Origin of the sequence: Pseudomonas syringae group sp. J248-6 (assembly GCF_032586995.1) — a bacterium.
GTDB classification, from domain to species: Bacteria; Pseudomonadota; Gammaproteobacteria; order Pseudomonadales; family Pseudomonadaceae; genus Aquipseudomonas; species Aquipseudomonas amygdali.
In genome coordinates, this window is record NZ_JAWHOP010000031.1 from 32,985 (window position 1) to 54,737 (window position 21,753).

Genomic DNA, 21,753 nt, shown 5'->3' on the forward strand with positions numbered 1-21,753 from the left:
TGATTCAGCGGTGCCGCGCAGATTTGTGACGCAGAGCGTCACCCAAGGCATGCCCACGCTGGAGCGTGAGGAACGATGATCTCAATTCCAGGCATAAAAAAACCCCTGCATCGCTGCAGGGGTTTTTTATTGCGTCAAGGATCAGCCCTTGAATACATCATCCACGCTGGTCAGCGGGTAGTGCTTCGGATACGGCAGGGTGGCAACACCGCTCTCGATGGCTGCCTTGGCAACTGCATCGGCGATCAGGCCCAGCAGGCGGGTGTCCATTGGTTTCGGGATGATGTACTCACGACCGAATTCCAGTTTGATGCCGCCGTAGGCATCGCTGACTTCCTGAGGAACAGGCAGTTTGGCCAGTTCGCGCAGGGCGTTGGCTGCGGCGATTTTCATTTCTTCGTTGATACGCTTGGCGCGAACGTCCAGAGCACCGCGGAAGATGAACGGGAAGCCCAGAACGTTGTTGACCTGGTTCGGGTAATCCGAACGGCCGGTCGCCATGATCACATCGCTACGGGTGGCGTGAGCCAGCTCCGGGGAGATCTCCGGGTCCGGGTTCGAGCAGGCGAACACGATCGGGTCCTTGGCCATCAGCTTGAGGTTTTCAGCGCTCAGCAGGTTAGGACCTGACAGGCCCACGAACACGTCAGCACCATCCAGTGCGTCGGTCAGCGAGCGCTTCTCGGTCGCGTGAGCGAACACAGCCTTGTACTGGTTCAGGTCGGTACGGCCAGAGTGAATGACACCGGTACGGTCGACCATGAAGATGTTTTCGATCTTCGCGCCCATGCTCACCAGCAGCTTCATGCAGGAGATGGCTGCAGCGCCAGCGCCCAGGCAGACGATCTTCGCGGAATCGAGGGTTTTGCCGACAATTTCCAGTGCGTTGATCATGCCGGCAGCAGTCACGATAGCGGTGCCGTGCTGGTCATCGTGGAAGACCGGGATGTCGCACTGTTCGATCAGCGCTTTCTCGATTTCAAAGCACTCAGGTGCCTTGATGTCTTCCAGATTGATGCCACCGAAGGTGATGGAGATACGCTTTACGGTGTCGATGAAGGCCTGTGGGCTTTCGGAATCGACTTCGATATCGAAAACGTCGATACCGGCGAAGCGCTTGAACAGAACCCCTTTACCTTCCATGACCGGTTTGGAGGCCAATGGGCCCAGATCGCCGAGGCCGAGAATCGCGGTGCCATCGGAAATAACTGCTACCAGGTTGCCTTTGCCGGTGTACTTGTAAGCCAGCTCGGGGTCACGGGCAATTTCACGCACGGGTTCAGCAACGCCAGGGCTGTAGGCCAGAGCCAGGTCACGAGCGGTTGCAGTCGGCTTGGTGAGTTCGACGCTCAGCTTCCCCGGACGAGGATTGGCATGGTATTCGAGCGCGGCAGTTTTCAAATCTGACATGTATTGGATTCCGCTTTTTTTACTGTGGGACAGACGGACCGCCGAGGATACGCAAGATGCATAGTCCTAACAAGACTGACCAGTCACTGCTGTCAATAGGCACAGGATTAGACTTTACGCTTAGATACCTGAAACGTGAACACCCGGTCCCCCATCGCCAGACAACTGGCCAGAAGGTAGTTTCTATCGACCTGAAGGGCTCAGCATCGCAGGGTGGGTCAGCGGCAGCAGCCAGCGTGCCTGCCCTGATTTCAGAGCACCGCGCCGGGACCGATCGACCACCCAGCCGCGCGCCTCGACCTGCCGACCCTTGAGGCGCTCCAGCATTGCCGTGTCGAATGAGTTCACGTTAGCCGGGGCAACGCGCAGGACCAGCGAGCCTGGCAACTCGATCCAGATACCGCCGCGATTGCGCTGCACGCTTTTGACCTGACCGGACACTATCGCAAAGCCGCTTTTGCTCAGCCTGGTCGAGGGCTGAACCGGCGAGTCGCGCCACACACCCAATTGCGCCTGCCGCGCTGCACGTTCGGCAACTTGCTGGCAATCGACCAGCGCAACGTTGGGCGCAACGGCCACCAGATACCCCAACCCTTCGCTGAGCAACTGCGCCTCAAGGTTTGCACCCTTGCGATCGTAAACGTTGGCCAGAGTCCGACCGTAATGGTCCTTGCCCTGCTGGCCGACACGCAAACCGACCTGACCGCCGCTTTCATCCACCAGCGCCTGCAAGCGTCTTTTCGCAACCTCGGCAAACGGCTCGGCAGACTGGCCTTTCTTGCCGGTTTCAGGCGTGTTGAGCCCGATCATCCGCACGCTGCGGCCATCACTCAGGCGCAGCGTGTCGCCATCGACCACGCGCTGCACCTGCGCAACCGGCAACGAGGCAGGTGCCGGGCAGAAGGCCTGCGCGCCGGAAACCCAAATCGCGGGCATAAAAAAGACGCCCACAAGGAGCGCCTTTTCAAGCAGCCTGGAGATGCCCATGGGGCAGCCAGTCTTACTTCGCTTTGGTAGCGCCGAACGCACCGAAACGGGATTTGAACTTGTCGACACGGCCGCCAACGTCAAGCGTCTTCTGCTTGCCGGTGTAGAACGGGTGGCACTCGTTGCACACGTCCAGGCTCAGCGGAGCGGCCAGGGTGGAACGGGTCTTGATGACATTGCCGCAGCTGCAGGTCGCGTCAATGGCTTCGTAAACTGGATGGATATCAGCTTTCATCGGTACTTCCTCGGTCTAACGCGCCGCCATCCAACACTATTGTTGAATACCGCACGGAAATAGGCTGCGGATAGTACCAGACAATTGCAACGACGCAAGCGAACCTTCACACCGGTCGTCTGCTAAGATCGCGCCTCCGTCATCACTCATCATCACAGGGAAACACCGCGTGCCCGACGCCATCCTGCGCCTTGCCCTGCCCTCGCCGCTTCGCCGCCTGTTCGACTACCGCGCTCCTGCGGGCGTGTCGCGCAGCGCCTTGCAGCCTGGCATGCGTCTGCGGGTGCCGTTCGGGCGACGGGAAATGATCGGCATTCTGGTGGAAGTGGTCGATCACAGCGAAGTGCCTGCCGACAAGCTCAAACCGGCCATTGCCCTGCTCGATAGCGAAGCGCCATTGCCGCCCGCGCTGTTCAAGCTATGTCTGTGGACCTCGCAGTATTACCAGCACAGCCTGGGCGACACGCTGAGCTGGGCCTTGCCGGTGTTGTTGCGTCAGGGCGAACTGGCCGAAAGCCGCCAGGAACGCTTCTGGCACGTTGCACCGGGTGCCAGCGTCGATGACCCGCGCATCGCGCGAGCGCCCAAGCAACGCGAAGCGCTGACCACCCTCGCCCAGCATCCGCATGGCGTGGCGCATCAGTTGCTGAGCAAGCTGATGCTTAATAAAGACAGCCTCAACCTGCTGCTGGCCAAGGAGCTGGTATACGTTGAAGTGCGCAGTCACGCGCCCAGCGCACGCCATGAACACTGGCTGGCCCAGCCTGAATTGCCGCTCAACACCGAGCAGCGCGCTGCTTACGAAGCGATCCGTGCCGGGTTCGACAGCTTTCATGCGTTTTTGCTGGCTGGCGTCACCGGCAGCGGCAAGACTGAAGTCTATCTGCAACTGATCCGCGAAACGCTTGAGGCCGGCAAACAGGCGCTGGTGCTGATTCCGGAAATCAACCTGGGGCCACAAACCCTGGCGCGTTTCGAACAGCGCTTCAATGCCCGCATCGCGCTGCTGCATTCGGCAGTCAACGACCGCGAACGACTGGATGCCTGGCTGGCGGCTCGCGATGGCGAAGCCGACATTATTATCGGCACGCGCTCGGCACTGTTCACGCCGATGAAGAACCCCGGCCTGATCATCATCGACGAAGAACACGACGGCTCCTATAAACAGCAGGAAGGTCTGCGCTATCACGCCCGCGACCTGGCACTGGTGCGGGCGCGTCAGGAAAACATCCCGATTGTCCTCGGCTCGGCCACGCCTTCGCTGGAAAGCCTGCACAACGCCTACACCGGACGCTACGGCCTGCTACGCCTGAACCAGCGCGCAGGCGGTGCGCAACAGCCGCGTTTCATGCGCCTGGACGTCAAGAGCAGGCCACTGGACAGCGGCATTTCCGGGCCGATGCAACAGGCCATCGGCCAGACGCTCGCGGCAGGTCAGCAGGTGCTGGTCTTCCTTAACCGTCGCGGCTTCGCACCCACCTTGCTGTGTCACGACTGCGGCTGGATGTCTGGCTGCCAGCGCTGTGATGCGCGCATGACCGTGCACCAGCGCTCGGGCGAGCTGCGCTGCCATCACTGTGGGTATGTCGAACGTGTACCGCGCCAGTGTCCGTCCTGCGGCAAAGTGGATTTGCGCCCGGTAGGCGCGGGCACCGAACGTGCCGAAGAGCGCCTGGCGATTCTGTTTCCGGACTACCCCGTGCTGCGCGTGGATCGCGACAGCACCTCGCGCAAGGACGCCATGAATCAGTTATTTGCGACCATCCAGCGCGGCCAGCCGTGCATTTTGGTGGGTACGCAAATGCTCGCCAAAGGGCATCACTTCCCAAGGGTAACGCTGGTGTCGATTCTGGATGCCGACGGCGGGCTGTTTTCCGGTGACTTCCGAGCCAGCGAGCGCATGGCGCAGTTGATCGTGCAGGTTGCAGGGCGTGCCGGCCGCGCCGAAGAGCCGGGCAAGGTGATCATCCAGACTCATCTGGCCGAACACCCGTTGCTGATCCAGCTGACCGAGCAGGGTTATTTCGCCTTTGCCGAGCAGGCCTTGAGCGAGCGCCGCTCGGCTGGTTTGCCACCGTTTTCGCACCTCGCCCTGCTGCGCGCCGAAGCACACAAGCCGGGGCAGGCCGAAGCCTTTCTCGATCAGGCCTGCAGTGACGCCGAGCAACTGGTTGCGCAAATGGGCCTGGGCGGCATCGAGCTGCTGGGCCCGGTTCCGGCACCGATGGAACGCCGCGCCGGGCGTTATCGTGCGCAACTGCTGGTGCAGTCCAGCGCACGCGCGCCACTGCACAAATTACTTGCCACCTGGTTGCTCGCGCTGGAGCAAATGCCCAGCGGACGACAGGTCAGATGGTCGCTGGATGTGGACCCGGTGGATCTTTATTAAGTCACGCCGTTGGCAAGCAGGCTTGAGCAACGGATAATGCGGAGTTTTTCCACCCGCGCATCGAAGCGCCACCGCGCTTGCGGTCGAAGAGAGCACAATGAAAGACACCATTCGCCAGCTGATTCAACAAGCCCTGACCCGTCTCGTCACCGAGGGCGTCTTGCCAGAAGGGCTGACGCCGGCGATCCAGGTGGAAAACGCCCGTGACAAGACTCACGGCGATTTCGCCAGCAATATCGCGATGATGCTCGCCAAGCCTGCCGGGATGAAGCCGCGCGACCTGGCTGAAAAGCTGATCGCCGCCCTGCCTGCCGACGAGCAGGTCAGCAAGGTCGAAATTGCCGGTCCGGGCTTCCTGAACTTCTTCCAGAACACTGCCGCACTGGCTTCGCGCCTCGACGCAGCCCTGGCCGACCCGCAGTTGTCGGTACGCAAGGCGGGTGCCGGGCAGCGTGTGGTGGTCGACCTTTCGGCACCCAACCTGGCCAAGGAAATGCACGTTGGCCATTTGCGCTCGACCATTATTGGCGACGGCGTGGCGAACGTTCTGACGTTCTTGGGCGACACAGTCATTCGCCAGAACCATGTGGGCGACTGGGGCACCCAGTTCGGCATGCTGCTGGCCTATTTGCAGGAAAAACCGGCGACCAGCGACGAGCTGTCCGACCTGGAAAACTTCTACCGCGCCGCCAAGCAGCGCTTCGATGAATCCGAAGAGTTCGCCGAGCGGGCGCGTGGCCTGGTGGTCAAGTTGCAGGCAGGCGATGCCGAGTGTCTGGCCCTGTGGACACGCTTCAAGGACATCTCGCTGTCGCACTGTCAGGAAACCTACGAACGCCTCAACGTCAAGCTGACCCCGGCAGACGTGATGGGCGAAAGTGCCTACAACGATGACCTGGCCAATGTGGTCAACGACCTGAAAGCCACTGGCCTGCTGGTCGAGAGTAACGGCGCGCAATGTGTGTTCCTTGAAGAATTCCGCACCGCCGATGACACGCCTCTGCCGGTGATCGTGCAGAAGGCCGGTGGCGGCTACCTGTACGCCACCACCGATCTGGCCGCCATCCGCTACCGCAGCAAGGTGCTCAAGGCTGACCGCGTGCTGTATTTCGTCGATCAGCGTCAGGCCCTGCACTTCCAGCAGGTGTTCGAAGTCGCTCGCCGCGCCGGTTTCGTCCACGACGGCATGCAGCTGGAACACATGGGTTTTGGCACCATGAACGGCGCCGATGGCCGCCCGTTCAAAACCCGCGACGGCGGCACGGTCAAACTCATCGACCTGCTCGATGAAGCCGAAGAACGTGCCTACACGCTGGTGAAGGAAAAGAACCCGGAGGTCGCCGAGGCCGAGCTGCGCAGTATCGCCAAAGCCGTGGGCATCAGCGCGGTGAAATACGCTGACCTGTCCAAGCACCGCGCCAGTGATTACAGCTTCAACTTCGATCAGATGCTGAGCTTCGAAGGCAATACCGCGCCTTATCTGCTCTACGCCTACACCCGTGTGGCCGGTGTATTCCGCAAGCTGGGCACGCCGTTCGACGCCAGCAAGGGGCAGATTGTCCTGAACGCGCCGCAAGAGCTGGAACTGGCTGCACGCCTGGCGCAGTTCACTGAAACACTGAATAACGTCGCAGAAAAAGGCACACCGCACGTACTTTGTGCTTACCTGTATGACCTTGCGGGTCTGTTTTCGAGCTTTTATGAAAATTGCCCGATCCTTGGTGCGGAAAATCCCGATCAGCAGCAAAGCCGTCTGCGTCTGGCTGCCCTGACCGGCCGCACCCTCAAGCAAGGCCTGGACCTGTTGGGTCTGGAAACTCTGGAGCGTATGTAAGTTGGCAGTTGCGAAGAAGAAACCGGCACCCAAGCGGGGCGCCAGCCGTTATCAGGCACCCGCGAAGAAGCCGATTCCAGGATGGTTGTGGCTGGCGATTGGCTTGACCGTGGGCGCGTTCGTGGTCTTTCTGATGAAGCTTGAACCGGGCGGCGAAGACGTCAAGCGGGTCAAGGCGGACGCCAAGGCCGCGAAGATCGCCGAGGCGAATAAAACACCACCGAGCCCGACGGCTCCGGTCAAGCCGAAGTACGACTTCTACACATTGCTGCCGGAATCGGAAGTAATCGTGCCGAACGAAGCCGTGCCGGAGAAGACCCCGCCGCCTGTGGCACCGACCGCACCGGTCTCGCCGGAACAGGCTGCCAAGATCGACACGGCACGCGCCCAGGCAGCACTCAGCGGCCTGACGCCTCCGCCAGCACCACCGGTTGCCACGACCAAGCCGGCAGCGGTGACGACGTTCTTCCTGCAGGCGGGCTCGTTCCGCAAACAGGCTGACGCCGAGAAAGTCCGCGCGCAGATCATCCTGCTGGGCCAGACGTCTACCGTCGAGTCAGGCACTGTGAAGGATGAAACCTGGTACCGCGTACTGGTCGGCCCGTTCAGCAACCGCGAACAACTGACCACCGCCCAGAAACAACTGGCAAGCGGTGGATTTAGTAACCTGTTGTTGCAACAGCGCCAGAGCCGCTAGCTGAAACAGAGCGCGCAAAGCGCTCTGCGCTATAGGTGGGAGTGAGCTTGCTCACGAAGAGGCCGTTACAACTGCCGGAGATTTATGCCTCCGGCAGTCAGCTGCCAGTTATCCCCGCTGTTTATCCTCAAGGTTGAAATACTCGTCCACACCCCCATATGAGTTTGCATCAGGGCATTTTCGCCCCGCAGTGTGGAGACTCTCCCTTGACCACCATCGTTTCAGTGCGCCGCCACGGTAAAGTCGTCATGGCTGGCGACGGCCAGGTTTCTCTGGGCAACACCGTCATGAAAGGCAACGCCAAGAAGGTGCGCCGTCTTTATCACGGTGAAGTAATCGCCGGGTTCGCTGGCGCGACCGCCGATGCATTCACGCTGTTCGAACGCTTTGAAGCCCAACTGGAAAAACACCAGGGGCATCTGGTTCGTGCAGCTGTCGAGTTGGCCAAGGACTGGCGTACCGATCGCTCGCTGAGCCGTCTTGAAGCAATGCTGGCCGTCGCCAACAAGGACGCCTCGCTGATCATCACCGGCAACGGCGATGTGGTCGAGCCCGAGGACGGCCTGATTGCCATGGGCTCCGGCGGCGCATTTGCTCAGGCCGCCGCACGCGCCCTGCTGCTCAAGACCGACCTGTCGGCACGCGAAATCGCCGAGACTTCGTTGCATATCGCTGGCGACATTTGCGTGTTCACCAACCACAACATCACCATTGAGGAGCAGGACCTCGTCGGCTAAGCCGTTGCCGGGCCGCACAGTCTGCGGCCCCTTCGGCTTCACCGTACCAGAGGACCGTGAATTACCATGTCCATGACTCCCCGCGAAATCGTCCACGAACTTAACCGCCATATCATCGGCCAGGACGATGCCAAGCGCGCCGTCGCCATTGCCCTGCGCAATCGCTGGCGCCGCATGCAGCTGCCCGAAGAGCTGCGCGTTGAAGTGACGCCCAAGAACATTCTGATGATCGGCCCGACCGGTGTCGGCAAGACCGAAATCGCCCGTCGTCTGGCCAAGCTCGCCAATGCACCGTTCATCAAGGTTGAAGCGACCAAGTTCACTGAAGTGGGCTACGTAGGCCGCGATGTAGAGTCGATCATCCGCGATCTGGCCGATGCGGCGATCAAGCTTCTGCGTGAACAGGAAATCATCAAGGTTCGCCATCGCGCCGAAGACGCGGCCGAAGACCGTATTCTCGATGCCCTGTTGCCGCCTGCCCGTGTCGGTTTCAACGAAGACCCGGCGCAGAGCAACGATTCCAACACCCGTCAGCTGTTCCGCAAGCGTTTGCGCGAAGGCCAGCTGGACGACAAGGAAATCGAGATCGAGATCAACGAAGCCGTAGGTGTCGATATCTCCGCGCCGCCCGGCATGGAAGAAATGACCAATCAGCTGCAGAGCCTGTTTGCCAACATGGGCAAAGGCAAGACCAAGAGCCGCAAACTCAAGGTCAAGGACGCGCTCAAGCTGGTACGCGAAGAAGAAGCGGGCCGTCTGGTCAATGACGAAGAGTTGAAGGCCAAAGCGCTGGAAGCGGTCGAGCAACACGGCATCGTGTTCATCGACGAGATCGACAAGGTTGCCAAGCGCGGTAATTCGGGCGGTGTCGATGTGTCCCGCGAAGGCGTACAGCGCGACCTGCTGCCGCTGATCGAAGGCTGCACCGTGAATACCAAACTGGGCATGGTCAAGACTGACCACATCCTGTTCATTGCATCTGGCGCGTTCCATTTGAGCAAGCCAAGTGATCTGGTCCCCGAGCTGCAAGGCCGTCTGCCGATCCGCGTTGAACTCAAGGCGCTGTCGCCGCAGGACTTCGAACGCATTCTCAGCGAGCCACATGCATCGTTGACCGAACAGTATCGTGAACTGCTCAAGACCGAAGGCCTGAAGATCGAGTTCAAGCCTGAAGGCATCAAGCGTCTTGCCGAGATTGCCTGGCAGGTCAACGAGAAAACCGAGAACATCGGTGCCCGTCGCTTGCACACGCTGCTTGAGCGTCTGCTTGAGGAAGTCTCGTTCAGCGCTGGCGATCTGGCTATCAGCCCTGACGCAGCACCGATTGAAATCGATGCAGAATACGTCAACAGCCACTTGGGCGATCTGGCCGAAAACGAAGACCTCTCGCGGTATATCCTTTAAAGCTGCAAGTGTTTAGCTACAAGCTGCAAGAGGTTCTCCACCCTTGCAGCTTTTTTGCTTCTGCCTGTAGCTTGTAGCTGCTCTTCCTTGAGGCTGCTTTCAATGCTCCCCACCGCCATCCAGCTGCACAAAGCTTCCAAAACCCTGACGCTTAAGTACGCGCCGGATGAGGAATATCATCTGCCCGCCGAATTTCTGCGGGTGCATTCCCCTTCTGCCGAGGTTCAGGGCCATGGCAGGCCGATCCTGCAATTCGGCAAACTGGGCGTCGGTCTGAGCAAGGTCGAGCCGGCTGGGCAATATGCACTGAAATTGACCTTTGATGATGGCCACGACTCAGGACTGTTCACCTGGGAGTACCTGTACGAACTGGCAAGACGCCAGGAGTCCCTGTGGGAGGACTATCTGCAAGAGCTGAAAAAAGCCGGAAAATCCCGCGATCCCTCCGAGCAAGTCATCAAGCTGATGCTCTGACCCCTGCCGCCCGCGCGATCCTCACAGAACATTCAAACCCGTGCAGCCTCACCGCTCGCCGTTTTAGGACGCGCTTTCTAATCATTTTTGTTTCAATGTTCCGCGCAGCGGCCAATGAGTGGCTGACGCTGCTTGCGATTTTTTGAAATCTCGCGTAACCAATAACCTTGGCAAGTTCCCTGCATCGAAGTCGATGCGAGAAACAGCCTGCAAGGCATGAGTTACACGAGCAGTAGTGCTGGCTAACCGCCTGTGTCACTGGTTCACAGGCAAGGAATGTCAGTGTTCGCATCAAGACAATGGAGCGTCGTAGATGAGTAACGCGAAAGACGATGACCTGCAGCGCCAGGCTTCCGAGCACACCCTGGGCCTCAACCCGGTCGTTGGCCTGCGGCGCAAGGATTTACTGAGCACTGCCCGGATGGTTTTGCGTCAGGCTTTCAAGCAACCGATCCACAGCATCAAGCACGTCGCGCACCTTAGCGTCGAACTCGGCAACGTGATCTTCGGCAAATCTGCCTTGCAGCCAACACCGGATGACCGCCGCTTCGCTGATCCGGCCTGGAGCCAGAACCCGCTGTATCGCCGTTACCTGCAGACTTACCTCGCTTGGCGCAAGGAACTGCATGACTGGATCGGTGGCAGCGATCTCACCCCGCAAGACATCAGTCGCGCGCACTTTGTGATCAACCTCATGACCGAGGCCATGTCACCGACCAACTCTGCCGCCAACCCGGCCGCCGTGAAACGCTTCTTTGAAACCGGTGGTAAAAGCCTGCTCGATGGCCTGTCGCACTTGGCCAAGGACCTGGTGAACAACGGCGGAATGCCGAGCCAGGTCAACATGGACGCGTTTGAGGTTGGCAAAAACCTGGGCACCACCGAGGGGGCCGTGGTGTTTCGCAATGACGTACTGGAATTGATCCAGTACAAGCCGATTACCGAGCAGGTTCACGAGCGACCGCTGTTGGTGATCCCGCCGCAGATCAACAAATTCTATGTCTTCGACCTGAGCCCGGAAAAAAGCCTGGCGCGCTTCTGCCTGCGCAGTAACGTGCAGACCTTCATCATCAGTTGGCGCAACCCGACCAAGGCACAACGCGAATGGGGGCTGTCGACCTACATCGAAGCGCTCAAGGAAGCGGTCGATGTGGTACTGGCGATCACCGGCAGCAAAGACCTCAACATGCTGGGCGCCTGTTCCGGTGGCATTACCTGCACAGCGCTGCTGGGCCACTACGCAGCCCTGGGCGAAAAGAAAGTCAACGCCATGACCCTGCTGGTCAGCGTGCTCGATACCACGCTGGATACCGAGGTCGCGCTGTTCGTCGACGAGCAGACCCTGGAAACTGCCAAGCGCCATTCCTATCAGGCGGGTGTGCTGGAAGGTCGTGACATGGCCAAGGTGTTTGCCTGGATGCGCCCTAACGACCTGATCTGGAATTACTGGGTCAACAATTACCTGCTGGGCAACGAGCCGCCAGTCTTCGACATTCTGTTCTGGAACAACGACACCACACGCCTGCCCGCCGCCTTTCACGGCGACCTGATCGAAATGTTCAAGAACAACCCGCTGACCCGCGCCAACGCGCTGGAAGTCTGTGGCACGCCGATCGACCTCAAACAGGTCACGGCCGATGTGTTCTGCCTGGCCGGCACCAATGACCACATCACGCCATGGGCCTCCTGCTACAAATCAGCACGGCTGTTTGGAGGCAAGACCGAGTTTGTACTGTCCAGCAGCGGCCATATCCAGAGCATCCTCAACCCGCCGGGCAACCCCAAGTCGCGTTACATGACTCACGACGAGCTGCCAGCAGACCCGGCGGCCTGGCAGGAAAACGCTACCAAGCACACCGATTCCTGGTGGCTACACTGGCAAGAGTGGCTGGCCACGCGCTCGGGCAAGTTGAAAAAGGCGCCTGCCGGGCTTGGTAACAAAGCCTATCCGGCAGCCGAGGCAGCGCCCGGAACCTATGTTCACGAGCGTTAGACCCGTCAGTCTTGAAAAAACCCGGGGTGCGTTCCCGGCGGTTAAATCAACAGGGCTTAGCGCATGCCGCAACCGTTTGTTTTTCGCTCCATTGACCTGAACGGACACACAATTCGTACGGCCGTGCGCCCAGGCAAGAGCCATCTGACACCACTGCTGATATTCAACGGCATCGGGGCCAACCTGGAGCTGGTGTTCCCGTTTGTCGAAGCACTGGATCCGGACCTGGAAGTCATCGCGTTCGATGTACCGGGGGTCGGTGGTTCGTCGACACCCAATCGGCCTTATCGCTTTCCGGGGCTGGCCAAGCTCGCAGCGCGCATGCTCGATTACCTCAACTACGGGCAGGTCAATGCGATCGGTGTTTCGTGGGGCGGGGCGCTGGCCCAGCAGTTCGCTCATGACTACCCGGAGCGCTGCAAGAAACTGGTGCTGGCCGCCACGTCGGCAGGCATGGCGATGGTGCCGGGCAAGCCTCGGGTGCTGTGGTTGATGGCCAGCCCGCGTCGCTACATTCAGCCGTCGCATGTGATCCGTATCGCGCCGGAGATCTATGGCGGGGCGTTTCGACGTGACCCCAATCTGGCGGCCAATCATGCTGCCAAGGTGCGCTCGTCCGGCAAGCTGGGCTATTACTGGCAATTGTTCGCGGGCATGGGCTGGACCAGCATTCACTGGCTGCACAAGGTTCACCAGCCGACTCTGGTTCTGGCCGGTGATGACGACCCGCTGATTCCGCTGGTGAATATGCGCCTTTTGGCCTGGCGAATACCCAATGCCCAGCTACACATAATCGATGACGGGCATTTGTTCCTGATCACGCGTGCCGAAGCCGTGGCACCGATCATCATGGGTTTTCTGCAACAGGAACGGCAGCGCGCAGTCATGCACCCACAGCCAACGCCGCCCAGAACGCGCTGATAGCGCCAACACGCCCGGTAATGTGAGCAGCCCGAGAGAAACAGCGTCACCCACTGCGCAACACACTGGAGTTTCAACCGCGCAGAGCGACGCCAGCCCCTTCTCAAGCGGACTGGCGCCAACCCATGAGTTGCCTGACGAAGGAGTGTTGCCCTCATGCAAGAAAAATCGGCGAAGGTTGCCAGCGCTGCACCCACAAACTTCATCAACGCGCAGAGCGCCATCATCGGCCTGCGCGGGCGAGACCTGTTTTCTACCTTGCGTAACGTCGCAGCCCAGGGTTTGCGGCACCCGGTTCGTAGTGCTCGCCACGCTCTGGCGCTAGGCAAGCAGTTGGGGCGGGTGGTGGTGCTGGGCGAAACACCCTATCCGCACAATCCCAAAGACCCCCGCTTCGCTGACCCGACCTGGAGTCTCAACCCGCTTTATCGCAGGGGTTTGCAGGTGTATCTCAGCTGCCAGCATCAGGTCAGGCAGTGGATCGATGACAGCGATCTGTCCACTGAAGACCGGGCGCGGGCGCACTTTCTGTTCACACTGATCAACGATGCGCTGGCCCCTTCCAATACGCTGCTCAACCCGCAGGCCGTCAAAGAGCTGTTCAACTCGGGTGGTACCAGCCTGATCAAGGGCCTGAGCCACATGGCCGATGATCTGTTACACAACAGCGGGCTGCCCAGCCAGACCACCAAGGACGCTTTTGAGGTAGGCCGAACCGTAGCGACCACGCCCGGTGCGGTGGTGTTTCGCAACGAAATGTTCGAGCTGATCCAGTATCGGCCCATGAGCGAAAGGCAGTTCAGCCGACCGGTCCTCATCGTGCCGCCGCAGATCAACAAGTTCTACATCTTCGACCTCAGCCCAACCAACAGCTTTGTGCAATATGCGCTCAAGAACGGCCTGCAGACCTTCGTCATCAGTTGGCGCAACCCGGATGTCCGTCATCGGGAGTGGGGGCTGTCCAGTTATGTCGAAGCGACCGAGCAGGCGATGAATATCTGCCGGGCGATTAGCGCAGCACGCGAGGTCAATCTGGTGGGCGCTTGCGCGGGAGGTCTGACCGTTGCCGCATTGCTGGGTCACTTGCAGGCCAAGCGCCAAACCCGCCGTGTGGCCAGCGCAACCTATATGGTCAGCCTGCTGGACAGCCAGATCGAAAGCCCCGCCACGCTGTTTATCGACGAGCAAACCCTTGAAGCTGCAAAGCGCCGCTCCTATCAGCGCGGCGTACTGGAGGGCAGCGAGATGAATCGGGTGTTTTCCTGGATGCGCCCCAATGACCTGATCTGGACTTACTGGATCAACAATTACCTGCTGGGCAAATCGCCACCGCCGTTCGACATTCTTTACTGGAACAACGACACCACACGCCTACCCGCTGCGTTGCACGGTGATCTGCTGGACTTCTTCAAGCACAACCCGCTCAGCCATCCTGGTGGCCTGGAGGTCTGCGGGACCCCCATCGACCTGCAGAAAGTCACGGTGGACAGTTTCAGCATCGCTGGCATCAACGACCACATCACGCCATGGGACGCGGTGTACCGCTCTACGCTGCTATTGGGCGGCGAGCGCCGCTTCGTGCTGTCCAACAGCGGCCATGTGCAGAGCATTCTCAACCCGCCGGGCAACCCGAAAGCCAACTATGTCGAGAACAGCAAGCTGAGCAGCGACCCGCGCGCCTGGTACTACGACGCGCAGCATCATGATGGCAGCTGGTGGCCGAACTGGCTGAAATGGGTTCAGGAGCATTCCGGGGCCGAGCACGACACCAGGATGGAGTTGGGCAACGCTACTTATCCGCCCATGGAGGCTGCGCCCGGGACTTATGTGCATGTGCGCTGAAACGCTGGATTGCGCCCTGCCCGATCAGGCAAAGCCGGCCCTTTGACTTGTGAACAAGAAGACTGGATGAAAACCCGCGACCGTATCCTTGAATGTGCCTTGACGCTGTTCAACCAGCAGGGCGAGCCCAATGTTTCCACGCTGGAAATCGCCAATGAAATGGGTATCAGCCCCGGCAATCTGTATTACCACTTTCATGGCAAGGAGCCGTTGATTCTGAGTCTTTTCGAGCGGTTCCAGGCAGAGCTGGCACCGCTGCTCGCTCCGCCTTCGGATGCCAGGCTTGAGGCCGAAGACTACTGGATGTTTCTGCACCTGATTGTCGAGCGATTGTCGCACTATCGTTTCCTGTTTCAAGACCTGTCCAACCTCGCCGGACGGCTGCCAAAGCTGGCCCGCGGCATTCGCAACCTGCTCAACTCGATCAAGAAAACCCTCGCCTCACTGCTGGCCCGTCTGAAATCGCAAGGGCAACTGGTCAGCGAAACCCAGGCGCTGGGGCAGCTGGTGGAGCAGATCACCATGAACCTGCTGTTTTCACTGGATTACCAACGCATTCTGGGTCGCGAGGGTAATGTGCGGGTGGTGGTCTACCAGATCATGATGCTCGTGACCCCACACCTGCTGCCCACCTCAAGGCAGGCAGCCGAACAGCTGGCGATGGAGTATCTGGGCAGGTAAACCCGTGCACGATAAGAAAACGCATCGACAGGCTGAACGCAACCCCTTGTGGGAGCGAACTTGTTCGCGAAAACGGTGGTTCAGGCGATACATATTCGCGGAATGTACAGGACCCTTCGCGAACAAGTTCGCTCCCACGGCCTTCGGCCAGAAGCATTGGCAGGAGAGGTGTTCGGAATATCAAAAAAGCCCGGGCTGCTTGGCAGGCCGGGCTTCGATGTTACAGCTGTCTGTCAGGACTGGCTGGCGGGTGTTGCCGGTGCAGCGGTCGGGGCTGATGCAGCGGGGGCCGAACCGGTTGCCGGAGTCGCCGATGCAGCGGGCTTGGCGGCAGGCTTGGCAGCCGGTTTTCTGGCTGCTGGTTTCTTCGCCGCAGCTGGTTTGGCAACTGTCTTGGCCTTGCTGGCGGTGGCAGTAGCGGCCTTGCTGGCTGCATCGACCGGTTTGGCCGCAGCTTTCTTGACTGCTGGCTTGGCCGCTGCGGCTTTCTGCGCCGTTTTATCCGCTGTTTTGGCGACGGTTTTAGCCGCGGCCTTGACCAGCGGTTTAGCCGCAGTTTTCGGCGCAGGTTTGGCCGCAGCAGTACGCGAAGCGACCGGTTTGGCTTTCTCACCCGTCAACAGCTCGATCTGCCGGGTCAACTGGTCGACCTTACTGTGCAGCGCCTGAACCTCATTGCGGCTCGGCACGCCCAGACGCGAAATGGCACTGTTCAGGCGCTTGTCGAAGGCCCCTTCCAGCTCATTCCATTTACCCACCGCGAGGTCTTTTACGTCACCGACCCGCGACTTGGCGGTCTTGGCGGTGTCCTTGACCTCATCCAGCTGCTTCTGCGCCTCGACCTTGGTCTGCTTCTCGGCTTTCTCGCCGTCTTTGACCAGTGTCTCGAAAAGCTTGCTGCCGTCATTGCTTATCTTGGAATAAGCGCCCAGGCCCGCCAGCCAGATCTGGCGAGAGTATTTCTCGACCTCACCAATCCATGAGCTGCCGTCTTTGTCGGTTTTTTTCTTGCCAGCCATCCTGCTCTCCTTATTGTCCAGACTCTGAACGTTCGAATCGTTTCGACCCGGAGCGTTCAAGCTTTTTAGGCACGACACGTTCAAGCAATGCCGTCAGCTCGTCGAGCTTGGCAGAGAGCGTGTCAACATCATGTTTAGACGGGATTGCGATGCGGTTCAAGGCTTTTGCGACACGACGGTCGAAAGCACTCTCGATTCTGCCGAGTTGCGCCTCTACACGACCTTTGGCGTAAGACACCTCGCCCTTGATCGAGTCGATTTCGCTGTTGGCCGCAAGACGTTTCTCATCGACCGTTTTGACGACTTCCTTTTCGGCCTGCTCGCCAGTCCTGATCAGGTCCCTGACGTACTGTGTGCCTTCTTCGTTGACCCTGGAATAGGCTCCCAGACCGGCCAGCCAGATCTTGCGGGCATACAGCCTGACGTCGGAAAGCGTGGAGGATTGCTGGTCTTCGATGTTTTTCTTCGTGTTCGCTCTGGCCATGGTGCACCTCATGCTCGAAAGTTGAAGGAACCGCCCAGCTATGGGCATAAGCGCAACGTTACGGAGAAAAATTAGAATGCTCACCCTAGGGCGAAGACTCAGGCGGCCAGTGCTTTATCCAGGACGCGCTCGACTTCAGTCTTGATGGAGCCGCTCATGGCCGACAGGATGAAGTTCAGCTCGATGTTGATACGGATCAACGCGTCTTCGACTTCAACCTTGCCCTTGGCCCCCTTGCCTTCCAGTTTTACGGTATCGCCTGCCCATTCGTGCGCCAGTCCGTATTTGTCGGAAAGCTTCTCGACCAGTTGCTCGGCCCTCTCGCGAGCCTTTTCCCGGCCCAGTGCGTGCGGGCGTTCAACGGTTATCTTGGCCATGCAGGCTTCCTTGATGATCAGATGAAATGCGGCGCAACTATATAGACCCGCCTGCATCCAAGAAAGCGTTGCCGGTGAGCCTTGTCAAGACAAAGCCGGCCCTGGCGATTAGAATGGCCCGCACTCTATTCCGGTGAAGCGATATGAACGATCAGCGCAAAGGCAGCGATGCCGAACCTACGACTCACTTCGGTTACAAAAATGTACCGGAAAGCCAGAAGGCAGAAAAAGTCGCTGAGGTTTTCCATTCGGTTGCAGCCAAATACGACCTGATGAACGACCTGCTGTCCGGTGGCATGCACCGTCTGTGGAAGCGTTTTGCAATCGAGCTTTCGGGCGTCCGTACCGGCAACCGCGTGCTCGACATTGCCGGCGGTACGGGCGACCTGACCCGCAAATTCTCCAACCTGGTCGGCCCGACCGGCCAGGTGGTACTGGCTGATATCAACGCCTCCATGCTCAAGGTCGGCCGTGACCGCCTGCTGGACCTTGGCGTGTCAGGCAACGTCGAGTTCGTCCAGGCCGACGCCGAGAAGCTGCCGTTCCCGGACAACCATTTCGACTGCGTGACCATCGCCTTCGGCCTGCGCAACGTGACGCACAAGGAAGACGCTCTGCGTTCCATGCTGCGCGTGCTCAAGCCCGGTGGACGCCTGCTGGTGCTGGAGTTTTCCAAGCCGACCAACAAGCTCATGTCCAAGGCCTATGACGCCTATTCGTTCGCGTTCATGCCGTTGATGGGCAAACTGGTCACCAATGACTCGGAAAGCTACCGCTATCTGGCCGAATCGATCCGCATGCACCCCAACCAGGAAACCCTCAAGTCGATGATGGTGGAAGCCGGTTTTGACCGTGTGACCTACCACAACATGACGGCGGGCGTCGTGGCCTTGCATCGCGGTATCAAACCCTGATGTTGCTCCGGGGGCTGCTCGCCAGTATCGAGCACGGCATCAATCGCGTGTTGCGCCTGGACAGCACCGCGCTACCGCGTATGGCGCGCTTGTCCGGGCATGTCATTGCCGTGGACTGTCGCGATCCGTCCCTGAAAATCTTTATCCTGCCCAGTGACGAAGGTCTGCTGCTGGCCGCAGACTGGGCTGCCGACGCCGACTGCACCTTGCGTGCGCCAGCCTCCAGCCTGCTGCGTCTGGCCCTGAGCAAGGACAAGACCGCCGTGCTGCATGGCCCCGACGTCGAGCTGGACGGTGACAGTGGCGTACTGCTGGAACTGGTCGGCATTCTTCAGGACCTGGAACTGGACTGGGAACATGAACTGTCCAACTGGGTCGGCCCGGTGGCCACTCAGTTGTTCAGCAGCCGACTGCGTAGCAGTGGACGCTGGACACGTGAAAGTTTCACCAGCCTCAGCCAGAACGTTGCCGACTACCTCAGCGAAGAATCGCGTACGCTGGTGGGTAAGCACGAAGCCGAAGCACGATTCGCCGAACTCGATCAGATCAAACTCGATCTGGACCGTCTCGAGGCGCGCTTTGCCCGCCTCGCCCACTCCCTCAATACCAGCGATAACGCATGAAGCTGCTTGCCGTCCGCCGTCTGTTTCGCATTCAACGTGTCGTTATCCGCTATCGCCTTGATGACCTGTTGTTCGCCCTGCCCCTGCCCTGGTGGATGCTCGCGGTGCGTTTCGTGCTGCCCTGGCGCTGGCTGCCACGGCGTAAATCCGAGCTGAGCCGTGGCGTACGCTTTCGTCTGGCATTGCAGGACCTGGGGCCGATTTTCATCAAGTTCGGGCAACTGCTGTCTACTCGGCGCGACCTGCTGCCCGAGGACATCGCCGACGAACTGATGCTGCTGCAGGACCGCGTGCCGCCGTTCGACCAGCAGGTGGCCATCAATCTCATCGAAGAACAACTGGGCGCACGTATCTGCGACGTATTCAGTCGCTTTGACGAAACCCCGCTGGCGTCTGCTTCGGTTGCCCAGGTGCATGCCGCCTGTTTGAAGACCGGCGAAGAAGTCGTGGTGAAAGTGGTACGCCCAGGTCTCAAGCCGGTCATTGGCCAGGACCTCGCGTGGCTGTTCATCCTTGCCCGCATGGCCGAACGCGTGTCAGCCGATGCACGCCTGCTGCACCCGGTGCAGGTGGTGATGGATTACGAAAAAACCATCTACGACGAGCTGGACCTGCTGCGTGAAGCCGCCAACTCCAGCCAGTTGCGTCGCAACTTCGAAGGCTCGGACCTGCTCTACGTGCCACAAGTCTACTGGGACTGGTGCCGCCCCAAAGTGCTGGTCATGGAGCGTATCTACGGCCTGCAGGTCACCGACATGGCCGGGCTGGCCGACCAGCGCACCGACATGAAACTGCTGGCTGAGCGCGGCGTGGAAATCTTTTTCACCCAGATATTTCGCGACAGTTTCTTCCACGCCGACATGCACCCCGGCAATATTTTCGTCAGCACGGTCAACCCGTGGAGCCCGAAATACATTGCCATCGACTGCGGCATCGTCGGCAGCCTGACGCCGGAAGATCAGGATTATCTGGCCCGTAACCTGTTTGCCTTCTTCAAGCGTGATTATCGTCGGGTTGCGCAGCTGCACATTGATTCGGGCTGGGTGCCGGCAGAGACCAAGCTCAATGAATTCGAAGCTGCAATCCGCACGGTCTGCGAGCCGATTTTCGAGAAGCCGCTCAAGGATATTTCCTTTGGCCAGGTGCTGATGCGCCTGTTTCAGACCGCGCGCCGCTTCAATATGGAAGTCCAGCCGCAATTGGTTCTGCTGCAAAAGACCCTGCTCAATATCGAGGGGCTGGGTCGTCAGTTGTACCCTGATCTGGACCTGTGGAGCACCGCGCAGCCTTATCTGGAGCGCTGGATGCGTGAGCGGGTCAGCCCGAAAACCTTGCTGGGCAATCTGCAATCACAGGTCGAGCAACTGCCGCATATCGCGGGCATGACCCGCGATCTACTGGAGCGTATGTCTCGCCCGCATGCTTCGGATCCGCCACGTCCCTGGCAGGAGCGCAAGGACGAGCCGGTCCTGCGGCTTATCGGTGCAGCGTTATTGGTAGGTGGCGCGATACAGGGTTGGGTGATGAGCGAGGCAGCCACACAACTGCTGACGCTCACCGCCTGGCCAGCGGCGATCATGCTGATTGCCGGGCTGTATCTGATCGTTCGCCGATAGCCAGCAGCGAATGGCGCTGGCACACTGTTCAATCCGCCGGGCATGAACGCCGGCTGCCGGAGTAGATATGAAAGACTGGCTGGACGAGATTCACTGGAACAGCGACGGTCTGGTGCCTGCAATTGCTCAGGATCACAAGACCGGCCGGGTATTGATGATGGCCTGGATGAACCGCGAGGCCCTGAGCCTGACGGCGTCGGAGAATCGTGCCATCTATTGGTCGCGTTCGCGTGGCAAACTCTGGCGTAAAGGTGAAGAATCAGGTCATGTGCAAAAGCTCCATGAACTGCGCCTGGACTGTGATGCCGATGTCATTATCCTGATGGTCGAGCAGATCGGCGGCATCGCTTGCCATACCGGCCGCGAAAGTTGCTTCTATCGAGTGTACGAAAACTCAGGCTGGAAGACCGTCGACCCGGTTTTGAAAGATCCTGACGCTATTTACTCAGCAGGCCACTGAACATGACTGATACGTTATCCCGCCTGGCTGAGGTGCTGGAATCACGCAAGGACGCTGCTGCCGACAGTTCCTACGTCGCCAGCCTGTATCACAAGGGCCTGAACAAGATTCTGGAAAAGCTCGGCGAAGAATCGATCGAGACCATCATCGCTGCCAAGGACGCTGCAGTCAGCGGTGATTGCAGCGACGTAATCTATGAAACCGCAGACCTGTGGTTTCATAGCATGGTGATGCTCGCAGCGCTGGGTCAGCACCCACAAGCCGTGCTCGATGAACTGGACCGCCGATTCGGCTTGTCCGGCCACGCGGAAAAAGCCGCCCGCACGGCAGAATAACGCTCTCCCCTTTCAAGCTTGAAATCTTTTACGAGGACTGTTTCATGGGTATTTTTGACTGGAAACACTGGATCGTCATCCTGATCGTCGTGGTACTGGTTTTCGGGACCAAGAAACTCAAGGGTCTGGGCAGCGACGTGGGTGAGTCGATCAAGGGCTTTCGCAAGGCGATGAATGACGACGACAAGCCAGCCGAACAGCCTGCACCTCAGCCACAGCAGGCACAGGCTGCCCCTCAGGGCTCGCCATTGAACCAGCCGCATACCATCGACGCGCAGGCGCACAAAGTCGACGAGCCGATCCGCAAAGACCAGGTTTAAG

Annotated in this window: 22 protein-coding genes; 16 read left to right on the top strand and 6 right to left on the bottom strand. The window is 59.5% G+C overall.

Features of this window, described 5'->3' with window-relative positions:
- Positions 1–141: 141 nt before the first annotated feature.
- The 3 genes from RYC17_RS25105 to rpmE form a co-directional block, all read right to left on the bottom strand.
- The gene (locus RYC17_RS25105) at positions 142–1,410 is read right to left on the bottom strand and encodes a malic enzyme-like NAD(P)-binding protein (protein ID WP_002551650.1); all 1,269 of its coding nucleotides are present in this window, start codon (positions 1,408–1,410) and stop codon (positions 142–144) included.
- 183 nt (positions 1,411–1,593) lie between these two features.
- Complete coding sequence (locus RYC17_RS25110) at positions 1,594–2,397, bottom strand: thermonuclease family protein (protein WP_230017351.1); 804 nt, start codon at positions 2,395–2,397, stop codon at positions 1,594–1,596.
- Between the two features lie 13 nt (positions 2,398–2,410).
- Positions 2,411–2,632: a 50S ribosomal protein L31 gene (rpmE, locus tag RYC17_RS25115; RefSeq protein WP_002551648.1), complete on the bottom strand. Its 222-nt coding sequence runs from the start codon at positions 2,630–2,632 to the stop codon at positions 2,411–2,413.
- 169 nt (positions 2,633–2,801) lie between these two features.
- Here rpmE and RYC17_RS25120 point away from each other — a divergent pair, with 169 nt between their 5' ends.
- The 10 genes from RYC17_RS25120 (at position 2,802) to RYC17_RS25165 (ending at position 15,604) form a co-directional block, all read left to right on the top strand.
- Positions 2,802–5,021, top strand: a complete 2,220-nt coding sequence (locus tag RYC17_RS25120; RefSeq protein WP_058408271.1) for a primosomal protein N' — start codon at positions 2,802–2,804, stop codon at positions 5,019–5,021.
- 97 nt (positions 5,022–5,118) lie between these two features.
- Positions 5,119–6,855: an arginine--tRNA ligase gene (gene argS, locus RYC17_RS25125; protein WP_058402823.1), complete on the top strand. Its 1,737-nt coding sequence runs from the start codon at positions 5,119–5,121 to the stop codon at positions 6,853–6,855.
- 1 nt (position 6,856) lies between these two features.
- Positions 6,857–7,552, top strand: coding sequence for an SPOR domain-containing protein (locus tag RYC17_RS25130; RefSeq protein WP_002551645.1), 696 nt, complete (start codon positions 6,857–6,859; stop codon positions 7,550–7,552).
- A 206-nt stretch (positions 7,553–7,758) separates the two neighbouring features.
- Positions 7,759–8,289, top strand: a complete 531-nt coding sequence (gene hslV / locus RYC17_RS25135; protein ID WP_002551644.1) for an ATP-dependent protease subunit HslV — start codon at positions 7,759–7,761, stop codon at positions 8,287–8,289.
- 66 nt (positions 8,290–8,355) lie between these two features.
- On the top strand, positions 8,356–9,693 hold the full coding sequence (gene hslU, locus RYC17_RS25140; protein WP_002551643.1) for an ATP-dependent protease ATPase subunit HslU: 1,338 nt from the start codon (positions 8,356–8,358) through the stop codon (positions 9,691–9,693).
- A gap of 102 nt (positions 9,694–9,795) precedes the next feature.
- Positions 9,796–10,167, top strand: coding sequence for a gamma-butyrobetaine hydroxylase-like domain-containing protein (locus RYC17_RS25145; protein WP_002551642.1), 372 nt, complete (start codon positions 9,796–9,798; stop codon positions 10,165–10,167).
- A 313-nt stretch (positions 10,168–10,480) separates the two neighbouring features.
- Positions 10,481–12,160: a class II poly(R)-hydroxyalkanoic acid synthase gene (gene phaC / locus RYC17_RS25150; RefSeq protein ID WP_054995178.1), complete on the top strand. Its 1,680-nt coding sequence runs from the start codon at positions 10,481–10,483 to the stop codon at positions 12,158–12,160.
- Positions 12,161–12,223: 63 nt separating this feature from the next.
- Positions 12,224–13,081: a poly(3-hydroxyalkanoate) depolymerase gene (gene phaZ / locus RYC17_RS25155; RefSeq protein WP_004654231.1), complete on the top strand. Its 858-nt coding sequence runs from the start codon at positions 12,224–12,226 to the stop codon at positions 13,079–13,081.
- A gap of 156 nt (positions 13,082–13,237) precedes the next feature.
- Positions 13,238–14,923 (top strand): class II poly(R)-hydroxyalkanoic acid synthase, encoded by a 1,686-nt coding sequence (gene phaC / locus RYC17_RS25160; RefSeq protein ID WP_058402820.1) that lies wholly within the window; start codon positions 13,238–13,240, stop codon positions 14,921–14,923.
- A 66-nt stretch (positions 14,924–14,989) separates the two neighbouring features.
- Positions 14,990–15,604, top strand: coding sequence for a TetR/AcrR family transcriptional regulator (locus tag RYC17_RS25165; RefSeq protein ID WP_058402819.1), 615 nt, complete (start codon positions 14,990–14,992; stop codon positions 15,602–15,604).
- Between the two features lie 233 nt (positions 15,605–15,837).
- Here the strand turns inward: RYC17_RS25165 and RYC17_RS25170 are convergent, their stop codons facing one another.
- The 3 genes from RYC17_RS25170 to RYC17_RS25180 form a co-directional block, all read right to left on the bottom strand.
- Positions 15,838–16,623: a phasin family protein gene (locus RYC17_RS25170; RefSeq protein ID WP_122280516.1), complete on the bottom strand. Its 786-nt coding sequence runs from the start codon at positions 16,621–16,623 to the stop codon at positions 15,838–15,840.
- A gap of 10 nt (positions 16,624–16,633) precedes the next feature.
- On the bottom strand, positions 16,634–17,107 hold the full coding sequence (locus RYC17_RS25175; RefSeq protein WP_005778662.1) for a phasin family protein: 474 nt from the start codon (positions 17,105–17,107) through the stop codon (positions 16,634–16,636).
- 98 nt (positions 17,108–17,205) lie between these two features.
- The gene (locus tag RYC17_RS25180) at positions 17,206–17,484 is read right to left on the bottom strand and encodes a polyhydroxyalkanoic acid system family protein (RefSeq protein ID WP_002551636.1); all 279 of its coding nucleotides are present in this window, start codon (positions 17,482–17,484) and stop codon (positions 17,206–17,208) included.
- Between the two features lie 143 nt (positions 17,485–17,627).
- Between RYC17_RS25180 and ubiE the strand changes: the two genes are divergently transcribed.
- The 6 genes from ubiE to RYC17_RS25210 all read left to right on the top strand — a co-directional run bounded on the left by ubiE (position 17,628) and on the right by RYC17_RS25210 (position 21,752).
- A complete protein-coding gene (ubiE, locus tag RYC17_RS25185) occupies positions 17,628–18,398 on the top strand; it encodes a bifunctional demethylmenaquinone methyltransferase/2-methoxy-6-polyprenyl-1,4-benzoquinol methylase UbiE (protein WP_002551635.1) in 771 nt (256 codons plus the stop codon).
- Entirely contained in the window at positions 18,398–19,021 is a 624-nt protein-coding gene (locus RYC17_RS25190) for an SCP2 domain-containing protein (protein ID WP_058402817.1), read from the top strand. Before ubiE ends, RYC17_RS25190 begins: the two co-directional genes overlap by 1 nt.
- On the top strand, positions 19,018–20,637 hold the full coding sequence (gene ubiB / locus RYC17_RS25195) for a ubiquinone biosynthesis regulatory protein kinase UbiB (RefSeq protein ID WP_057401435.1): 1,620 nt from the start codon (positions 19,018–19,020) through the stop codon (positions 20,635–20,637). The genes RYC17_RS25190 and ubiB overlap by 4 nt, the downstream gene beginning before the upstream one ends.
- Positions 20,638–20,704: 67 nt before the next feature.
- Positions 20,705–21,097, top strand: a complete 393-nt coding sequence (gene hisI / locus RYC17_RS25200) for a phosphoribosyl-AMP cyclohydrolase (protein ID WP_002551632.1) — start codon at positions 20,705–20,707, stop codon at positions 21,095–21,097.
- Between the two features lie 2 nt (positions 21,098–21,099).
- A complete protein-coding gene (locus RYC17_RS25205) occupies positions 21,100–21,432 on the top strand; it encodes a phosphoribosyl-ATP diphosphatase (RefSeq protein ID WP_002551631.1) in 333 nt (110 codons plus the stop codon).
- A 44-nt stretch (positions 21,433–21,476) separates the two neighbouring features.
- Positions 21,477–21,752, top strand: a complete 276-nt coding sequence (locus RYC17_RS25210) for a twin-arginine translocase TatA/TatE family subunit (RefSeq protein ID WP_002551630.1) — start codon at positions 21,477–21,479, stop codon at positions 21,750–21,752.
- The last annotated feature ends 1 nt before the right edge of the window (position 21,753 follow it).

Bases quoted from the DNA above. Each gene is read 5' to 3' on its own strand.
- RYC17_RS25165 (WP_058402819.1), top strand. From the start codon at position 14,990: ATGAAAACCCGCGACCGTATCCTTGAATGTGCCTTGACGCTGTTCAAC.
- ubiE (WP_002551635.1), top strand. From the start codon at position 17,628: ATGAACGATCAGCGCAAAGGCAGCGATGCCGAACCTACGACTCACTTC.
- hisI (WP_002551632.1), top strand. From the start codon at position 20,705: ATGAAAGACTGGCTGGACGAGATTCACTGGAACAGCGACGGTCTGGTG.
- rpmE (WP_002551648.1), bottom strand. From the start codon at position 2,632: ATGAAAGCTGATATCCATCCAGTTTACGAAGCCATTGACGCGACCTGC.
- RYC17_RS25190 (WP_058402817.1), top strand. From the start codon at position 18,398: ATGTTGCTCCGGGGGCTGCTCGCCAGTATCGAGCACGGCATCAATCGC.
- RYC17_RS25145 (WP_002551642.1), top strand. From the start codon at position 9,796: ATGCTCCCCACCGCCATCCAGCTGCACAAAGCTTCCAAAACCCTGACG.
- ubiB (WP_057401435.1), top strand. From the start codon at position 19,018: ATGAAGCTGCTTGCCGTCCGCCGTCTGTTTCGCATTCAACGTGTCGTT.
- RYC17_RS25105 (WP_002551650.1), bottom strand. From the start codon at position 1,410: ATGTCAGATTTGAAAACTGCCGCGCTCGAATACCATGCCAATCCTCGT.
- RYC17_RS25170 (WP_122280516.1), bottom strand. From the start codon at position 16,623: ATGGCTGGCAAGAAAAAAACCGACAAAGACGGCAGCTCATGGATTGGT.
- argS (WP_058402823.1), top strand. From the start codon at position 5,119: ATGAAAGACACCATTCGCCAGCTGATTCAACAAGCCCTGACCCGTCTC.
- hslU (WP_002551643.1), top strand. From the start codon at position 8,356: ATGTCCATGACTCCCCGCGAAATCGTCCACGAACTTAACCGCCATATC.
- RYC17_RS25210 (WP_002551630.1), top strand. From the start codon at position 21,477: ATGGGTATTTTTGACTGGAAACACTGGATCGTCATCCTGATCGTCGTG.
- RYC17_RS25175 (WP_005778662.1), bottom strand. From the start codon at position 17,107: ATGGCCAGAGCGAACACGAAGAAAAACATCGAAGACCAGCAATCCTCC.
- RYC17_RS25180 (WP_002551636.1), bottom strand. From the start codon at position 17,484: ATGGCCAAGATAACCGTTGAACGCCCGCACGCACTGGGCCGGGAAAAG.
- phaZ (WP_004654231.1), top strand. From the start codon at position 12,224: ATGCCGCAACCGTTTGTTTTTCGCTCCATTGACCTGAACGGACACACA.
- RYC17_RS25205 (WP_002551631.1), top strand. From the start codon at position 21,100: ATGACTGATACGTTATCCCGCCTGGCTGAGGTGCTGGAATCACGCAAG.
- phaC (WP_058402820.1), top strand. From the start codon at position 13,238: ATGCAAGAAAAATCGGCGAAGGTTGCCAGCGCTGCACCCACAAACTTC.
- RYC17_RS25110 (WP_230017351.1), bottom strand. From the start codon at position 2,397: ATGGGCATCTCCAGGCTGCTTGAAAAGGCGCTCCTTGTGGGCGTCTTT.
- phaC (WP_054995178.1), top strand. From the start codon at position 10,481: ATGAGTAACGCGAAAGACGATGACCTGCAGCGCCAGGCTTCCGAGCAC.